The following is a 16,258-nucleotide window of genomic DNA, read 5'->3' as shown; positions in this document are numbered from 1 at the left end:
TTGTACCACACGTCACGCAGCTCGATCGGCTCGATGTGCTCAGTCCGTGCAGGGGGAGATCGTCGAGCCGATGCTGCCGCTGCCCAAGTGGATGGGCCGGCCGTTCAAGCAAGACCTGCGTCCTGTCAACGCCCGATGCATCACCGGCCCCACAGACCAATGGGTCCTACTGCCCGACCGGGACTACTGGGCCAGCAAAACAGTGTGATGACGCCCGGACCGATGAGGCACTGCCTCGCCAGGTCGGTCGGCATGAAGCCCAAATGCCGGGTGATGGAAGACCGTCGGCAACCACGCCGCTGACGGTAGCTACCGGCGAAATTGCACCCCCATGGTGCCGTGATCAGCCGCCCGCTCGTCGCAAGATCAAGTGCGCCGTCATCGACAATTGAGTGCATCGTCGGCGCCGGTGCGACCCACGACGGTGACGCCTTCGGGCCTGCCGAAGAGGTCACCGTCCAGGAAGCCCTGCTCAGAGGTTCGACAGTGGGATCTGGGTCTCAGCTCGCGGGATCCCTACCGACGCCACCGCGACGACCGCCAGTGGCGTGCGTCGATGCGGGCTGGCCTCGTGATTGGCGCCGGCAGGCTCAGTTCAACAGCCGGCACCAGCCAGTCGGGAGGTTGGAGGCTTGACCTCTTCGGTATCCACTGGGAGGTCACGCCGCACCGCTCGATCTCCATCACCGCAGGTCAAAGCACTCGTCTCTGTCCGGCATCGGTGAGCACTTCGGGCGCGGAGATCTCTTCGCCAACCTGCACCCAATCTGCTCCCAGATGCAAGGCCAGACCAACCAATGGCTCCTTACCGCCTTGACCTGCGCACACTCCCCTGCCAGGCGACATAGAGCCTTGTCGACCGCTACACAGAACTGCGGAGCACTCCGCGGTGAAACAGGACGCTGCACCGGCTCTGACCTGCGGAGATGAGAAGCCGCAGGCAGGGGTGGGTGCAGTTGCGGGCCGTCGGGTGCAGTTCGGTGCAGTTGAAGGCCGTTCAGTGCACCCTGTTGCTCCCCATCTGCTCCCCCGATCCCCGGCTCGTAACTGGGCTGCGGCGGTCGACCGGCGGTGGATAGTCCCGCAGTCGTTCCTCGTCAGATCGCGGACGCTGGCCTGAGCTACGGCAATCGGAGCCGCCACCTCCCCGCAGCTTCGGCCATGGCTGACGGCCGGGCCAACCGGAATGGGGAGCAGGAACAACCGGCGAGGTATACGAACTCCCCTACCAGGGCTTGGACGCACTAACCTCGGAGGCCGGCCTGCCCAACGTGCGGTGCCGGTACCGCACGTCACTGATCCAGAGATGGCAGCACCGTTCGAGCCGGGCCAGGCTCCGGGGAGCCCGCTCATCGTGAGTGGGCTCCCGAAACGGCTCAACCGAGGCCCAACAGTTCAGCTGCAGTCGCGCGGATCGCGGCATGAGCGTGCGCCTGCAGGCGGAGGTGCGAACAAGGCCCACCGTGATTTTGCTCCACGAAGCGGCGTCGTAGCCCACACCACCCGACTTTGGGGCATCCTGGTTTCCCATGTTCGTGGACCAGCGGCAGTTCCCTTTCCTAGCCGACCTTCGGGCACGGTGGGATGGCATTCGAGATGAATGCCTTGCTCTCCCGCTTGAGACCTACCAGCCGTGGGTCCAACGCGAGATGTACGGCCAGGGCTGGAGTGTCTACGGACTTGTCGCCTTCGGTGAGCGGATCGAGGAGGCGCTGGAGGCATGCCCGAACACTGCCTCCGCGTTGACGAAGGTCCCTCACCTGACGACCGCTGGGTTTTCCCGGATGGCTCCTGGCACCCACATCAAGCCACATCAGGGATGGGTTACCACCGTTTACCGCGCGCATCTCGGACTCGTCGTGCCGCAGGACTGCGCGCTGCGAGTGGGCGACGAGACTCGACAGTGGCGCGAGGGTGAAACCTTCGTCTTCGACGACACCGTCACGCATGAGGCGTGGAACTACGGCACCAGTGACCGCGTTGTGCTCCTGTTTGACTTCGTCCGTCCCGGCTGCGAGGACATGCCGCAGGATGAACTTCCGGCCTCGGTGGCCGGCTTCGTACGGCGCGGCGGATGAGCCAGGCAACACCAGAGCACTCCACGGCCCCGTCTCATCCTCCCGTCCCGTCCCGGGAACCCCTCCGACTGCCGTGCGGGCGCTGCAGCACCCCCTGGGCATCACGCTCGATGCAGCGCAGTGTGCGGCATGAGCATGTGGTTCAGGCGAGGGCGGGAGGCGGGCGATGCTGGCGTGGCCGAAAGCGATGCTGGTGGTGAGGGTGCCAAATCACCGAGAAGGTTGGATGAGCACCACGGGGATGTCTCTCGCGGTCGCCTTCTCGTACTCCCGGTAGGACGGCATCATCGCAATCATCAGCTGCCACAGTCTCGGCCTTTGCTCGGCCGTGGCGGTCCGCGCCCGCGCTGGAAAGGCCTGCGCCCCGACCTGCACGGTGACGTCGGGATCGGCGACGAGATTGAGGTACCAGGCAGGGTGCCGGTCGGCTCCCGCGTTGGACGCGGCGACAACGTAGCAATCATCGTCTCGTGCGTAGACCAGCACGGTCCGGCGCAGCTTTCCTGACCTGCGGCCACGCGTGGTCAGCAACAGGTCGTTCATGCCGGTCCGGGCGTTGCCGTTGGTCTCCACGAAACGGCGGATGTGTTCGGCCACCCAGGGGTTCGGGCTGTCAGAGATATCCTCGGCCATCAGGCGGCCTCGACGCCCAGGTGCGTCCGGTGGTGCGTGGGGGTATCGACCTCGTCGATCAGCGCGACGGCGAAGTCAGCGTACGAGACCCGACTGGCCGCGTCGGCCATCGCCGTACGGTACCGCTCGAAGCGTTTGCCGCCGTGGTCGAAGTCGCCGGCAGGGCTGACGACCAGCCAGTCCACCCCGGTGGCCGCGGTACGCAGCACCTGCGTGCCGGCGGCGTGGGCGAGGTAGAACGAGCGATATTCCTGCGGATAGCCGGGCGTATCCATGAGCGCCACACCGTGCTTGGTCTTGAGCACCGATGCCAGGCCGACCACCAGTAGCCGCGCCACCTCGGCGCGGGCCAGTCCGTCGAGCAGGGCGCGGGCGGCGACGGTGTAGAAGGTGTCGGGCTGCGCCGCGGCGTCATAGACGGCGCTGATCGCGGCATCGTGTCCAGCGGCGACCCGGGCGACACTGTCCCCGTCGGTCACGTCACCGGCCACCAGCTGCACGCCGTCGGCCGATGAGCCGCCGTGCCTGCTTGGGTCGCGGACCACTGCGGTGACCTGGTGACCACGTCGGCGCGCCTCGGCGACGGCCGCCCGTCCGGCCCGGCCGCCCGCACCGAAAACCACGATCTTGCTCATCCGATACCTCGCCTCCCTGGGCCGGCCCGATCGCCGACGCCGCCGCAGACCGTATCCGGGCACGCGGTTACCGATCGGATACCGACTACCGTGGGGCCGTGGCAACGCCCCTGGACCCCGAAATGTTCGACCCGGTCTGCCCCTCCGATCTGTCGCCGATCCGAATCGGCGACAAGTGGGCCGGCATGATCGTCCGGTGCCTGGAGCGCGGGCCGCAGCGCTTCTCCGAGCTTCGAGTTCCCCTGCGTGGCATCACCGCGAAAGCGCTCACCAAGTCACTACGGACACTGGAACGCGACGGCCTGATCAAGCGCACCAGCCACCCCGAGCCGGTGCGTCGCGTCGAGTACGAACTGACCACGCTGGGCCGCAGCCTCCTCCAGCCGATGTCGGCCGCATGCGCCTGGGCTCAGGAACACTGGGAGGAACTCCTCGACGCACGCGAAGCATCGGCTCACGGGTAACGCTTCTTCTCGGCACCAAGCATCCGCAACTCGGCATGAGCGGACGCCGCTCGACTGACGACGGGAGCAAATTGGCTGACCTCTTCGGGCTCACCGAAGAGGTCGCCTGCCTGAAGGGACTGGTCAGGACGTTGCCCGTGGGATCGGCGTCTCATATGAGAGAACTACGGCGGCTCCAGCGAGCTCACCCACAACGCTTCACATCGGCCTGCAGCACACCTGCAGGCGTGGCGTTAGGTGACCCGAGACGCCGGCCGGCGCCAGCCATCCCGGGAGCAGCGACGCCTGACCACTTCGACCTCTACTGGGAGGTCACGCCGCACCGCTCGACCGCATCACCACAGGTCAAAGCCCTAGTCTCTGTCCGGCGTCGATGAGCACTTCGGGCGTGGAGACCTCTTCGCCAACCTGCACCCAATCTGCTCCCAGTTGCAAGGCCGGGCCAACCACCGGCTCCTTACCGTCTTGACCTGCGCACACTCCCCTGCCAGGCGACATAGGGCGCAGTCGACTGCCGCGCAGAACCGGGGAGCACTCCGCGGTGAAACAGGACGCCGCACCGACTCTGACCTGCGACAACGTGAAGCCGCAGGCAGGGGTGGGTGCAGTTGAGCGCCGTTCGATGCCGTTGCACGCCGTTCAAGGCCATTCAGGGCGCCCCGCTGCTCCCAACCTGCTCCCCAAACCGGGCTCGCACCGGGCCGCCGACGGATCGCGAGTTGCCGGCCCAGTGGTTGGCACCAGCGAGGCTAGGTGGAGAGGTCAACGGGCATTTTGCGGTGCCGGCGCGGCTGACCTTCACTTGCCAGCCGAGTCCGGCAGAAGCCTGATCGCCACTATGCGACGCCGGGGGTGGGGACACCGGTCCGAACCGCCTCGATGAAGCCATCAGGTGGCAGGTAGCGATGCTCTTCAACGTAGTGGCCGACCAGCGCCGGTGCAGCGAAGTTCGTCCCGTCCACACCGGTGAGCCAGATTTCGCCATTCCCGCGCGCAACATCGGGAGCTTCGTAGAGCCGAATGTCGGCCCGAATCACGCGCGGAGGCTCGACCGCTGCTCGGCAGAACTGGCAGTAGTGGTAGCCACGCATGAGCCGCGCTGGTTTTGCGCCGAGCCTCACCAAGCGATCTCGAACGTCTCGCGGGCAGGCTCCTGCAATAAAGGGCATGCTCGAATCCAGCCAACCAATGGCAATGGCGTCCGGGGCGCCCGGGTAGTAGTCGTAGGGCGCCAGGTACGGGATTTACGTCACGCGTCGATCATCGCAGTCAGGCGCGGGCCGTGCGAACCAAAAAAACGACGGTGCGGGCCGCCTCTGGGCGGCCCGCACCGTTATCGAACGCCGGGCGCGTTACGCCCGTCTGCCGGAATGCTGGTGGGTGGGAGCTCCCGGCCTACAGATCGGCCTTCGTCACACGGGAGGATTCGTACGTCGTGGAGGACTCGGGAAGGCCCGGCACGGTGGAGACGCCCTTGACCAGCATGCCGGTCTTGGCATCGATGGTCAGCACCTCGGCGGCATCGCCGCCGAACACCTCGGGGCCGGCGGTGATCGTCAGCGTGGCCTTGCCGTGGGTGGTCGAGTCCTTGACGCTGACCGCGGAGATGGTGGACAGCAGACGCAGCACACCGGCCCGGACCTGCGTGTTGCCGTCGCCGGCGGACAGCGCTTGGGTGCTGTACGTCCACAGGGCGTTGTCGAAGTGCCGCTGAACGGCCTGAGGGCTGTACGGCTTCGGCTCGGCGTTGCCGCCCTTCTGCTTGATAATCACCTGGGCGGCCGCCTGCTGCTTGTCCCACACCGCCTTCTGCGCTGCGGGGTCGAGGCCCACCAGCGGATCCTTGGCTGCCTTGAGCATCTGGGTCCGGCCGTCGGCCGGGCTGCTGTCCGCCGCGGCGACGGCAGCCTTGAGGAGCGGAGCGTAGCCGCCGTCCGTCATCTGGTCCTGGTGACGGGCGATCGCACGCTTGATGTCCTTCACGCTGTTGCCCGTATAGATCGCGTGACCGTCGGTGTACAGCGTGTAGACGACCTGCATGGTCTTGGTGCCGTGGACCTGCGTCGCCTTCACCAGCCACGCGTCGCCCGCCGACGGGGTGACCGTCTTGATGGACCCGGCCAGGGTCATCAGCGGCGCGCGCTCGGCGGACCCGTCGACGGTGGTCGAGCCCGAGGTGGCGCCCGACGAATCCTTGCCGGCCTCGATGCCCCCGGTCGCCGGCGAGTTGAGCACCACAGCGACGACTGCCGCCGCGGCGGCAACCCCCACCCCGGCGCCGATGCCCAGTCGGCCCGCGATACCGATCCGGCGGCGGCGCTGAATCGCCGGGCTGGATTCGTGGTCCCGCGTGGTTGTCGTCGTTTCCATGGTTGAAGTCGCCTCCATAGTCGTGTCCTCCGCTGATATCGCGCCCAGCAGCCGCACGGTTCCGGGGTCGGCCATAGCCGCCCGCAGCACCGCCCGCGCCCGCTGATACGCCTCCGGGCGCAGTGGTTCTGCGCTGCCCAACGCACCGACCAGATCGAGCTCGTCGGTCATCGGTGTCTCTCCTTCGTGCTGTTGCGGTCCTTCAGAAGCGCGGACACCCCCGGCGCGTCGCGCAATGCCGTCCTGGCCTGGCTCAGCAGCCGCCGCGCGGTGCCGGCCGGTATGCCGAGTGCCCGCGCGGCGTCGGCTGCCGTCAGGTCCTCCCAGGCGACGAGCCTCAGGACCTCCCGCTCTTCGGGTTTGAGCCGCGTCAGGGCCGACCGGAGCACCGCCCGGGCGTCCACGCCGAGGTCCACCGCCGACCACGGATCCCATCCAGTAGCCACGTCCGGCACGTCCGCGACCAGGTCTTCGGCCGGCCGGGACCGCCAGTAGCGCCGCAAGCGATTCAATGCCACCCCGTACAGCCACGGCCGCGCATCGTTGTACGACCGGTCGTACGATCGCCGCGACTCGAACGCCGCAACCCAAACCTCACCCAGGAGGTCCTCAGCCGCATCCCGCCCCGCCCGGCGAACGAGGTACGAACCGACGGCGGCCTCATGACGCTCGACCACCTCTACGAAGGCGTCGACATCGCCATCCAGCGACCGACCTATCAAATCTGCATCCGAAGCCATGGCCCTCCTCGGCAAAGTCCGCGCTTCACCCTGACATTGCCGATCAGGCGGGGAAGTGTTCAGGCGCCGAGGTCCGACGGCAAGCGGTCGCCCAATAGCGACCTCTCAGAGGCGATCTGCGGCTGCGGCTGCGGGCCCAGCTTCGGCTGACGCGGGACCAGGTCGCCGTTTAGCTCGGCATGGGCTGCAACCCTTCACGCCAACGGTGAATAACTCCGCCAGGTGTTACCGCCTACGCCGGCCCGAGGACCCGAATGCGTCGCTCAGTCCCCACCCAACCCCAGAGAGAGCGCCACCGAAGGGTCCGCACTCTCCACCAGCGGCCCGTGCTCGCGACGCAGCCGGTCCTGCTCGGTGGGAGCGCTGTCGACCGCTGCGTAGAACCGCGGAGCACTCCGCGGTGAAACAGGACGCCGCACCGACTCTGACCTGCGGCAACCTGGAGCCGCAGGGCAAGGGTCGGGGCAGTTGAGGAAACCTTGGACGCCGTTGGGCGCAGCTCAAGTCCGTTCAGGGCGCCGCGCTGCTCCCAAACTGCTCCCCCGATCCACGATTCGCACCGGCCAGTCGAAGCCGCGATGGTCACGGCCCGTAGCGAAGCCCTCGATCCTTGAGTAGCAGGACGGGCCCCCACCCGACACTCGGCGACGCCCCCTTCCACAACGTGCACTGGAAGGGCGACATCGACCTCAGTCTGGACTGCTTCATTGCCGACGGACCGGCCGCACCACCCGGCTGACACACGGTGCTGAACACGGCACCTGCTCCGGCGATAGCAGGACCGGCCAGCACCCGGCGGCTGCACGGATCTCAGCGTTCGACCACACCTCCGAGCGTGAACGAACGATCCTGCGCACCATCGTGGACTACCGGTGGGCACCCTTCCACGACGCCGATCGGAACCATCCGTCGGTCGCATTGACCCGCACTCCATGGGTGCGACTGCACCTCGGCTACCTCTGCCCGGAATCGGTCCGGTCGGGGACGTTCTCGACGCAGACCAATCTTCGCCGCCCGCAGACCGACACCTGCGAGCACTGCGCGGCACCCGTCGTCCAGTCACGACGCGCCTCGCATCCAGCTCCAGACCTCGGGCTCGGTGCTCGTCGGCCCACTAACTGATCCCACCCGTTCGACCGGGGCTGGTAGCGTGCGCCGAACATGAAGATCATGGGGGAAACATCGATGAACCGAACTCGACTCGTCCTGACTGGCATGGCCGTTGCGGCGGCGATCGCGATGTCCGGCTGCGATCCGCAGCCCGAATCGGAGGGCACCGCAACCTCGCCGTCCCCGGCGGCCTCGAGCGCCGCCCCGACCGGCGGTGCGGCCACCACCGCGACCAGCACCGCGGCCAACGACGCGGCCACAGTGAAGGCCTGCGCCGACATCAAGAAGGACATCAAGGACAACGCGGCTAAGGTCACCAAGGCCGAGAAGATCGGTCCGCCAGCCGGGCACTTCGCGGTCAGTGCCCAGTGGGCCGCCGGCTCGGTCGCGATCCTGGCGCACTCGATGGGCGCCAACGAGGCAGTCACCGCCGCCTCCGAAAAAATCCAGAACGAGATGATGGGCCTGAGCGACGCGTACAACAAGTCCGCCGACGCCAAGCCCAGCAAGAAGGCCCTGGAAGCCGCCATCAAGGAGCTGGACACCGCCTGCTCGGACGCCTGACCGGTTCGACCACGCAATCGGCGGTGACCCTCACCCGGACGGTCACCGCCGATTCGCATGTCCGTGCGGCCCGACACCACGGTGGCCGGGTACGGCATCGGCGGCTGGAGCGGGTGGTCGGCTTGATCCAACTGTGGGTGGCGCCGTTCGTGGCGCTCAACGGCCAGCGAATTGCCAGCTACTGGGACTGTTACCACCGTCGGTGCTACCCACGTTGATCGACTACCCCGGGCACGCCACTATGGCAGCGCTGCGGGCGGCGGCAAAGCGGCACGACGTCTCGCACGGTGATGCAAGGTGGCCGATCTCCCGCGCCCCACCGCGCTGTCGCACGCAGTCGGCATCAACGATGATCGCGTGCAGGTGATCACGGCATCGGAACCGGAGTGGATCTGTCCGTTCACAGGGCTTCGTCCGGCCCCGCGCTGGCTGCCTCCCAACGAGCCCGGTCGGCGGTAGAAGCGCCGACGCCCGGCAGATAGTGGGCCACCCACGCAAGTTCGCTGGGTCCTTTCCAGGGGCTGGGGTAGATACCACCTGTCGAGAATCGCTCGTACCCAAGGGGTAAGGCGGCTACTCGGTAGCCGATGTGTCACTCGGCCCGGCGTTGGAGCGGAACTGGAGTACGTCCATGGCCTGGGGCAGCAGGATCGGCGGATCCGCTTCTCGCATCGCGAGGAGACCAGGTATCACTCCACGAGTGAGGGCCGCATCGATCGCACGCTGCGTCTCTGGCGGAAGCGACTCCCAGGTGGCCTTGGCAGCACAGAGGTAGCAGCGCTCATCGGCGTGTTCTGGTAGAGAGGTCGCACAGCGCTGGCCGCAGCCCGAGCATCGGTAGTCGATCATGGCGTAATTGTCGTCCCTGCGGGTGTTTTCGCTAGCTGATTTAGGCGCCAACTCCCGCCGGTCCGTCAGCCCTCCGCGGCGAGCCGCTCTCCCTGGAGGCTGAGCCCACAGCGGTCGTAGGTCCCGCGCGGGCCACCGACCTGGTCCGCAGTGTCGGCGAGCCGGCTGAGCGCAGCCGCCAGGTCCCGCAGAGGAGCGGGCCGGAGCGCGTAGATACGGCGCTGGCCGGTGCGCTGGGACGTGACGACGCCAGCGCGCTCGAGGGTCTGCAGGTGCTTGGTCGTCTGCGGCTGGCGCGCCTCGGCAAGCTGGGCGAGGACGCCGACCGAGCGGGGCCGCTCGGCCAAAAGGCTCACGAGCCGCCAGCGAGCCGGGTCGGCCAGTGTGGTGAGGAGTGCGTCCATAGGAAGAAGTATTCCCGAAAAGGAATATTCTTCTCAAGGAATACTATGGATCAGTAGGGCCCGCGCTCGTGCCGCAGACAAGGCGCGCTGCGCGTCGCGCGGCTGTGACTGTCGGGTAACGCCGCCCCAGTCGGTGGTCTACTTGCCGATGTCGGCCCAGGCCCGGCATCGCTGTGGAAGCCGACGCCCGCCGACCTTGAGGGCAGGACGATCTGAAATGTCACCGGCGAATCGACTTGTTTGGTGGGGTGCCGGGTACGCGTCAGCGTGGCGGCGAGGCCTCCTCCAGTGGACGTCCATGGGCTCGGGTCGTGTCAGAGACGGCAACGCCGAGCAGGACCGCGACTGCTGCTGCAGCGACCCCGAGGGGCGGTAGGCCGACCATGATCGGTGCCATGGCCGCGAGGACGAGGATCCCGATCGGCCGCGGCCAGGACACTCGGGCGAAGGCCACGTACTCGAATACTGAGCGCCCGGCGAGGTAGAGCGCAGGCCCTCCGAGGATGGCTCCGACCCAGGCGGGTTTGGCGTCTCCGGATGGATCTATGAGGACGAGTTCGGAGCCGGCTGAGCTGGCGAGGATGCCGGACACCATGAGCAGGTGTGCGAACTCGGCCAACCGACCGAGCCGGCCGGGGTCGGCGGATGCCGCGATGGCCTCGCCCAGGATTTGGCCGGCTCGATAGAAGTAGATCCGCCACAGCAACACCGTGGTGAGGAACGACAAGGTAAGGGCCATCGTTCGTTCAGCCACGATCGGACCGCGGAGAAGACTCGATCCGGAGGTCAGGATCGTCTCGCCTAGCGCGACAATGACAAGCTGCCAGTAGCGCTCGGCCAAGTGCTCGCCCGCGACGGCCCACGGGGACACCCGCGAGCGACCCAGCCCCGGTACCGGCCAGCCGAGTCTGGCCCCCAGGTAGTCGATTGCCAGAGCCACCGTCCACAGCGAGTTGCGCGTCACCTCGGGAGCGAAGGCTCCGGCGAGCCACGGTACGGCCGACGCGCCGAACCAAATGAGCGCCAACATATTGACGCGGCGCAGATTATGACCGCGCACGATGCCTACGAAGAAGAGGGTGCGGCCCACCTGGATCGCGACATAGGTGCTCGCGAAGAGCAGGCCAGTCTCGGCGAGAGCCCCTGAAATCGCGACCGCCAGGAGCAGGCTCCCGTACATCGTCGCTACGACAACGAACTGGATCGGCGGCTGGAACGGATCGAATCTGCTGGTCACCCATGCCGTCTGGGTCCAGATCCACCAGAGGGCCAAAAGCAGCAGCAGAGTCTCGCCGTTCTCCGCAAGGGAGGTGGTCAACCGCTCCGCGACGTGACCCCTGGTGTAGTCCAACACCAACTCGTGCACAATCCGGGTGAGCGCGAAGACGTAGACGAGATCGAAGAACAGTTCCAGGAAGGTCGGCCGCTGCGGACTCTCACGCCTGCGCAGCAGATTGGCCACTCTATTCCTCGTCACCCGGCCCGCTCGCTTCGTCGGCTAGTCGCTGAAGCAGTCGTACCACGTTGCCGCGGCGCCCACGGATAAGACGCACCCGCGATGACTAAATGGCCTGACGGCCGACGAGGGCTGCCACCGCGCCCAGTACCGTCCTCTCCCGAAAAGCCGACGGCTGGCTGACCGACGTGCTACGCGGCTTCCAGGCAGGGCCCATAGGCGGCGGGCAACGACTACAGGGCGCGGCAGCACCGGCGGGCCCGACCTTCTCGATCACTTGGGTGACGTCGCTGAAGCGGCCTCGCTCCCGCCGGTTGCGCAGCCAGTCCCGCAGTACCACCACAGCCCGGCGGAGCCGGGCGCCGTCGCGAGCGCAGCGGCGATTACGGAGCCGTCGCCCCCGCCCATCCGTTGCTCCGAAAGTGCAACGGGAAGTCTGCCGATCGAATGGTGACGCCGAGGCGGCATCGGGCACCATGGCGACCAACTCTGCGCCTTCCAGCTGATACAGCATGCCGCGTGACCGTGTCTCGCGTTGATCCGAAGGCGGGCCTGTTCGGCGCGCGGCGGCGGCCTCTTGGGCGCGGCGGTCTACTCGGTGCTGCGCGAAGGCCGCTCGGCTGGCGTCGCAACCCCTCAGATAGCTGGTGAGGTGCTGGGCCAGGATCGCCGGATCCCGAACGAGTGTTATGTGGCGGTACCAGGCGTCGTACCGACGGACCTGGTAATGATCCAGACCTACCTCGGCTTTGGCGGTCTGGAAGCACTCCTCGACCGCCCAGCGGGTTCCGGCGATGCGGATCAGGTCCTCGTCCTGGGTGCCGGCGGGGCCGAAGCACAGGTAGTAAGCCAGGTCCGTGGGGTCGGTGATGCTGCGGCGGATCAGCAGCCAGTGGCCGTATCCGTCGGCGGTGCCGGGCAGGGAGGCCACGGCCCAGTCGTAGAGCCGTGGCCCTTTGGCGCCGTCGCCGCAGCTACGGCGCTTCCACGCCAGGGCCGGCGCATTCGCGGCGAGGACGTCCGGCGGTGATGGCGCGTTGAATCATCCGCAGGCCCAGCGCGGGTTTCGTGGCGAACTCGACGGTCGCGGCGATGCCGGCTTCGGTGCGGCGGACGAGGTCGTCGCACCAGCCGCGGGGCAGATACAACTCCCGGTCGATCAGCGTGCGCCCGGCCGGGCTGGCATAGGCCAGGAACACCCCGAGCTGGCAGTTCTCCGTCCGCCCGGCCGTGCCCGAGTACTGACGCTGCACCCCGGCCGACTTGATGCCCTTCTTCAGGAAGCCGGTCTCGTCGACGATCAGCACCCCGTCGTCATGGCCGAGGTGCTCGGTCACGTAGGCGAACAGGTCGTCGCGAACAGCGTCCGGGTCCCACGCGGACCGGTTGAGCAGTCGTTGCATCCGGTCCGGCGTGGTATCTCCGGCGGCCTCGGCCAGGGTCCAGCCGTTCTTGCTGGCCAGCGGCGACAGCAACCCGACCAAGTATGTCAGCGCCTGGCGGCGCGGTTCTGCACGCCCGAACCGGTGCGCGAACCGCGCCAACAGATCATCCAGACCTGCCCGCCAGCCCACAATTTCATCGATCAACACAAGCACGGGAGCCTGCCCGCGCTGCGACCAGCCACAACAGACAGACGGTGCGATCACGTCACCCACCTGCCGATAGCATCGACACCCACAGCTACGCGGCCGGCACAACTCGACCGTCGCTCATGCCGGTGAGCTGCCGAAACTCCGGATCAGGCATCTGCGGCTGGAGTATTAGTACTGCAACGGCAGTTGGTCAGGGGTAGCCGTGTCGTCGGTAGTGGCAGGTTCGGGCTTGTTGTTGGCGTCGAAGGCGCCAGTGGGACCAGGCCCAGACGTGCTCTGGTGGGTGGGCTGATCGCACTACGAGTGCGGTGAGCAGTCTTCGGATCTCCGGTACGGTGTAGCCGATCATCATGTCGTCGCCGGGACTGGATCCCCTTATGCCGTAAGGGATCGGGCCACCGACAGCCAGGCGTGGGCGTCCATGGACAGGGTGATGTGGGCGTACAGGCTCGCCAGTCGCGGACCTGGTATTCGTCGAGGCCGGCTTCGTTCTTGGCCGGCTGGAAGCACTCCTCGATCGCCCACCGCGCCCCCGCGATGCGGTGACCTGCGCGGGGGTGCCCCAGCCCTGAGAGGGGCGTTGCTGGAACAGTCCGAGGCTGTCGAGGTCGTTGGGCTCGGTGTAGTTGTGCAGGCTGCTTTCGGTGATCGCGGTGGTGATGGCGATGAGCGCCGCCCGCTTGTCCAGGCCACGGCCCCGGGTGATGTCGGCGATGGCCCTGGCGCAGAGGACGTGGTAGCTGTTGAGCGCCCCGTCTTTGAGGTAGCCGTTCATTTGGGATCGGAGCTGACTGGCGTTGGTGTTGTCCGCTGAGCTGGGCCCGGTCGCGCGCCGAACGCCGGTCAGAGCAGTGTCAGCTCGAAGCACCCCCACCCGTCGCCGGCCTGCGCGACGAGCTTCCACGTTCCGGCGGCCGGCAACGGGATGCCGCTGGGGTACATCGCCTGCCCGGCGTCGTTGGTCGCCAGCGAGCCGGCGCTGTAGGTCTCGGTGCGGCCGCCGGAGGTCGCGGTCACGGTGAGCGCGGCGTTGAGCTGGGGGCGGGCCGGCAGCCAGAACAGCTTGCCCAGGTCGGGGCCGAGGTCAGGATGCCATTGCCTGCGGTACTCCACGAAGTCCCCGGCGATGAAGTCGCCCGAGCGCACCAGCGTGGCGTCGCCGGGCACCGCGACGCACTCGCGCCGGGCGCTGCCGGGCAGGCTCTGCTGGAAGGCCGGCACCGGCGGCGACGCGGCCGGCGACGACGGCACCGGCGCCGACCCGGCCGGCGAGGCCGGGCCGGCGGCGGGCGGGGCTGGTGCAGTACACCCGCAGAGCACCAGTGCCACGACGAACAGCGGGATTGCTCGCACAGCGTTGCCTCTCTCCTCAGGCGGCCGGGTTCCAGATCGAGACCCGGCCGCTCCAACAGGCCATGAGCGTCGCGGTCGTGATGCATTTCGTCGGCGGGGAGGCGGCCCGGCCCAGCACGTGCACCGCTCCGGTCGCGGGGTCGAGCGCGCCGATCAGCGGCGTCCGGGCGGCGGTGACCAGGAGGTCACCGGCGGCGGTACTGCCGAGCACCGACCAGCCGTCGAAGCGCACGTCGACCCGCCCGGTCGCGGCGTCGAGAACCAGGCCGCCCGGCGTGGACCGGGTGGCGAGCATGCGGCCGTCGCCGAGCGGGCCCAGCGCGGTCCAGCCGGCCAGCCGCCACCGCACGCCGCCGGTGTCCGGGTCCAGCGCGGTGACGCCGTCGGCGCCGGTGCGGCACACCAGGCCGCCGCCGCACCACTGGAGCTGAACACCGTCCGGCTCGGCCGGGTGCTGCCACAGCTGCCGGCCGGTCGTCAGGTCGAACACGGCGCTGCCCACCAGCTGCCCCTGGTCGGCCCGGTACGCCAGCACCCGCTCCGCGGCAACGTCGAAACCGTCGACCTTCCCGGGCCGCTCAAGCGTGACGGTCCGCACGAGCGCGCCGGTGTCGGCGCGATGCACCCGCAGTACCCCTTTGGCGTCGAGCTCGGCGATCGTGACGCGCAGGTCGGCCGCGTCGGAGCCGACCGGGGCGATGGCCCGGGTGGTGCCGGGCGCCGCTGGCAGGGTCCAGCGCACCGTACCGGTGCGGATGTCGATGCCGGCCAGGTCAGGCCGGTCGGCACGGGTGCCGCGGAGGTCGGCGACGACGACACCGTCGGCGCCGGTCGTGCCGTGCAGGACCGGTGCGTAGCCGCCGACCTGCCACACCGGCGCGCCGGTGCCGGCGTCCAGCGCGGTGAGCGTGGCCGGCTCGGCCTCGGCGATCACCACCCGGCCCCGTTCGGCGGCGACGAGCTGCGCGGCGCCGGTGACCGGTACGGCCCACCGCTGCCGGCCGCCGTGCACCTCGTAGGCAGCGACGACGGACGGGGCCGCACGAAGACGGTGTGGCCGTCGGAGCGGACGTCGACGGTACCGTCGGGCGGCAGGACCAGCGAAGGCTTCAACGGTGCCGCAGCTTCGGCCCCGCCCGCGAACGCCAGCACGCCGACGGCCACCAGGGCCGGGAGCCAGCGCCTCGTCCCGGGCGGGGCAGAGTCGGCGGTGGCGTCCAGGTCGATCACGGCGGCGGACGGCATGCGGTCAGCGTCTCACGAACCGAATGCGAGTCGTTCAAGCGCCGGAACGCCTCGTCCCGCGCGACGAGGCCGTGGTGGGGATGCGGCGCGCGCATCACGGCAGGCCCCCGCCTACCGGCAACGCCGGCCTGAGGGATCGCAGAGGCTCCGGGGTCAAGTGCGGCTCGTGACACCTTCGGGCTCTACGCATCGTGGACTGGGCGTGGGCAACCAAGGCCGCCGCATGGGTCGAACTCGCGTTGCTCGTCCCATGGCGGATCGGTAGCGGCCACAGCGCCGAGCAGGCAGAACAGTGGATAGCGCAGCTCCCCACCTGGACTGCGACTGACCGTCAGGTCTTGGACGACTTCGCGTCTAAGAACGCGACGAAGTGGGCGGCCAAGTCCCGGCGGAACACCGAGCGCTGGGTACGCGACCTCGCAATGTGGACCGGCGAGTGGGCGGATCACCGGACCGACGGCCAGCAGTCAGCCCGTGAGCCACAGCGCGGCAGCTCCCTCTCGTGATGTGGGCGCCAGCCAGCAGGCCCGCGCGGGACCGCAAATCAGCTCACTCAGCCGGGCAGGTCCATGGCCGCCCGAACCCAGAACCAGCCGCGTTGCTCCCAATCTGCTCCCAATCTGCTCCCAATCTAAGCCGCACAAACGGCAGAGCCCGTTACCGACCACTCCGGTAACGGGCTTCTGACCTGCAGAGACTGAGAGTGGGCGATGCTGGTATCGAACCAGCGACCTCTTCGGTGTGAAACAGGACGCTGCACCG

The 16,258-nt window shown here is 68.2% G+C and carries 16 protein-coding genes and 2 pseudogenes; 6 read left to right on the top strand and 12 right to left on the bottom strand.

Going from position 1 to position 16,258, the window contains the following annotated elements:
- Positions 1–46 precede the first annotated feature (46 nt).
- Entirely contained in the window at positions 47–208 is a 162-nt protein-coding gene (locus PCA76_RS09225; protein ID WP_272616632.1) for a hypothetical protein, read from the top strand.
- A 1,321-nt stretch (positions 209–1,529) separates the two neighbouring features.
- Positions 1,530–2,078 (top strand): aspartyl/asparaginyl beta-hydroxylase domain-containing protein, encoded by a 549-nt coding sequence (locus tag PCA76_RS09220; protein ID WP_272616631.1) that lies wholly within the window; start codon positions 1,530–1,532, stop codon positions 2,076–2,078.
- A gap of 210 nt (positions 2,079–2,288) precedes the next feature.
- Here the strand turns inward: PCA76_RS09220 and PCA76_RS09215 are convergent, their stop codons facing one another.
- A complete protein-coding gene (locus PCA76_RS09215; RefSeq protein WP_272616630.1) occupies positions 2,289–2,711 on the bottom strand; it encodes a nitroreductase family deazaflavin-dependent oxidoreductase in 423 nt (140 codons plus the stop codon).
- On the bottom strand, positions 2,711–3,346 hold the full coding sequence (locus PCA76_RS09210; RefSeq protein WP_272616629.1) for an NAD(P)-dependent oxidoreductase: 636 nt from the start codon (positions 3,344–3,346) through the stop codon (positions 2,711–2,713). The genes PCA76_RS09215 and PCA76_RS09210 overlap by 1 nt, the downstream gene beginning before the upstream one ends.
- 98 nt (positions 3,347–3,444) lie before the next feature.
- On the opposite strand from PCA76_RS09210, the gene PCA76_RS09205 reads away from it, so the two are divergent.
- Positions 3,445–3,810 carry a winged helix-turn-helix transcriptional regulator gene (locus tag PCA76_RS09205; protein ID WP_272616628.1) on the top strand — a complete coding sequence of 122 codons (366 nt, stop codon included), beginning with the start codon at positions 3,445–3,447 and terminating at the stop codon, positions 3,808–3,810.
- 836 nt (positions 3,811–4,646) lie between these two features.
- Here PCA76_RS09205 and PCA76_RS32800 read toward each other — a convergent pair.
- The 3 genes from PCA76_RS32800 to PCA76_RS09190 all read right to left on the bottom strand — a co-directional run bounded on the left by PCA76_RS32800 (position 4,647) and on the right by PCA76_RS09190 (position 6,920).
- Complete coding sequence (locus PCA76_RS32800; RefSeq protein WP_442930249.1) at positions 4,647–5,045, bottom strand: DUF7919 family protein; 399 nt, start codon at positions 5,043–5,045, stop codon at positions 4,647–4,649.
- A 160-nt stretch (positions 5,046–5,205) separates the two neighbouring features.
- Entirely contained in the window at positions 5,206–6,351 is a 1,146-nt protein-coding gene (locus PCA76_RS09195; RefSeq protein WP_272616626.1) for a hypothetical protein, read from the bottom strand.
- Complete coding sequence (locus PCA76_RS09190; protein ID WP_272616625.1) at positions 6,348–6,920, bottom strand: RNA polymerase sigma factor; 573 nt, start codon at positions 6,918–6,920, stop codon at positions 6,348–6,350. Before PCA76_RS09190 ends, PCA76_RS09195 begins: the two co-directional genes overlap by 4 nt.
- Before the next feature lie 610 nt (positions 6,921–7,530).
- Between PCA76_RS09190 and PCA76_RS09185 the strand changes: the two genes are divergently transcribed.
- From PCA76_RS09185 to PCA76_RS09175, 3 genes are all read left to right on the top strand, one after another.
- Positions 7,531–7,659, top strand: a complete 129-nt coding sequence (locus PCA76_RS09185) for a hypothetical protein (protein WP_272616624.1) — start codon at positions 7,531–7,533, stop codon at positions 7,657–7,659.
- A gap of 446 nt (positions 7,660–8,105) precedes the next feature.
- Entirely contained in the window at positions 8,106–8,594 is a 489-nt protein-coding gene (locus tag PCA76_RS09180) for a hypothetical protein (protein ID WP_272616623.1), read from the top strand.
- Between the two features lie 23 nt (positions 8,595–8,617).
- Positions 8,618–8,812 carry a hypothetical protein gene (locus PCA76_RS09175; protein WP_272616622.1) on the top strand — a complete coding sequence of 65 codons (195 nt, stop codon included), beginning with the start codon at positions 8,618–8,620 and terminating at the stop codon, positions 8,810–8,812.
- 696 nt (positions 8,813–9,508) lie between these two features.
- On the opposite strand, the gene PCA76_RS09170 is transcribed toward PCA76_RS09175, so the two are convergent.
- The 7 genes and pseudogenes from PCA76_RS09170 to PCA76_RS09140 all read right to left on the bottom strand — a co-directional run bounded on the left by PCA76_RS09170 (position 9,509) and on the right by PCA76_RS09140 (position 15,496).
- Entirely contained in the window at positions 9,509–9,847 is a 339-nt protein-coding gene (locus PCA76_RS09170; RefSeq protein ID WP_272616621.1) for an ArsR/SmtB family transcription factor, read from the bottom strand.
- Between the two features lie 262 nt (positions 9,848–10,109).
- Positions 10,110–11,309, bottom strand: coding sequence for a low temperature requirement protein A (locus tag PCA76_RS09165; RefSeq protein ID WP_272616620.1), 1,200 nt, complete (start codon positions 11,307–11,309; stop codon positions 10,110–10,112).
- Positions 11,310–11,985: 676 nt separating this feature from the next.
- Positions 11,986–12,895 (bottom strand): annotated as a pseudogene (locus tag PCA76_RS09160) (IS701 family transposase); the annotation flags it as partial.
- Positions 12,896–13,273: 378 nt separating this feature from the next.
- Positions 13,274–13,437, bottom strand: a pseudogene (locus tag PCA76_RS09155) (IS701 family transposase); the annotation flags it as partial.
- A 304-nt stretch (positions 13,438–13,741) separates the two neighbouring features.
- The gene (locus PCA76_RS09150; RefSeq protein ID WP_141908475.1) at positions 13,742–14,251 is read right to left on the bottom strand and encodes a hypothetical protein; all 510 of its coding nucleotides are present in this window, start codon (positions 14,249–14,251) and stop codon (positions 13,742–13,744) included.
- Positions 14,252–14,267: 16 nt separating this feature from the next.
- Positions 14,268–15,263, bottom strand: coding sequence for an outer membrane protein assembly factor BamB family protein (locus PCA76_RS09145; protein ID WP_272616619.1), 996 nt, complete (start codon positions 15,261–15,263; stop codon positions 14,268–14,270).
- Positions 15,182–15,496: a hypothetical protein gene (locus PCA76_RS09140; RefSeq protein WP_272616618.1), complete on the bottom strand. Its 315-nt coding sequence runs from the start codon at positions 15,494–15,496 to the stop codon at positions 15,182–15,184. Before PCA76_RS09140 ends, PCA76_RS09145 begins: the two co-directional genes overlap by 82 nt.
- Between the last annotated feature and the right edge of the window lie 762 nt (positions 15,497–16,258).

Source organism: Micromonospora sp. LH3U1 (genome assembly GCF_028475105.1).
In the GTDB taxonomy this organism is placed as follows: Bacteria; Actinomycetota; Actinomycetes; order Mycobacteriales; family Micromonosporaceae; genus Micromonospora.
This window is presented reverse-complemented; position numbering and strand designations above follow the sequence as displayed.

What these genes read in the sequence shown, in the direction of transcription:
- PCA76_RS09190 (WP_272616625.1), bottom strand. Translation starts at nt 6,920, where the DNA reads ATGGCTTCGGATGCAGATTTGATAGGTCGGTCGCTGGATGGCGATGTC.
- PCA76_RS09220 (WP_272616631.1), top strand. Translation starts at nt 1,530, where the DNA reads ATGTTCGTGGACCAGCGGCAGTTCCCTTTCCTAGCCGACCTTCGGGCA.
- PCA76_RS09210 (WP_272616629.1), bottom strand. Translation starts at nt 3,346, where the DNA reads ATGAGCAAGATCGTGGTTTTCGGTGCGGGCGGCCGGGCCGGACGGGCG.
- PCA76_RS09195 (WP_272616626.1), bottom strand. Translation starts at nt 6,351, where the DNA reads ATGACCGACGAGCTCGATCTGGTCGGTGCGTTGGGCAGCGCAGAACCA.
- PCA76_RS09140 (WP_272616618.1), bottom strand. Translation starts at nt 15,496, where the DNA reads ATGCCGTCCGCCGCCGTGATCGACCTGGACGCCACCGCCGACTCTGCC.
- PCA76_RS09215 (WP_272616630.1), bottom strand. Translation starts at nt 2,711, where the DNA reads ATGGCCGAGGATATCTCTGACAGCCCGAACCCCTGGGTGGCCGAACAC.
- PCA76_RS09170 (WP_272616621.1), bottom strand. Translation starts at nt 9,847, where the DNA reads ATGGACGCACTCCTCACCACACTGGCCGACCCGGCTCGCTGGCGGCTC.
- PCA76_RS09180 (WP_272616623.1), top strand. Translation starts at nt 8,106, where the DNA reads ATGAACCGAACTCGACTCGTCCTGACTGGCATGGCCGTTGCGGCGGCG.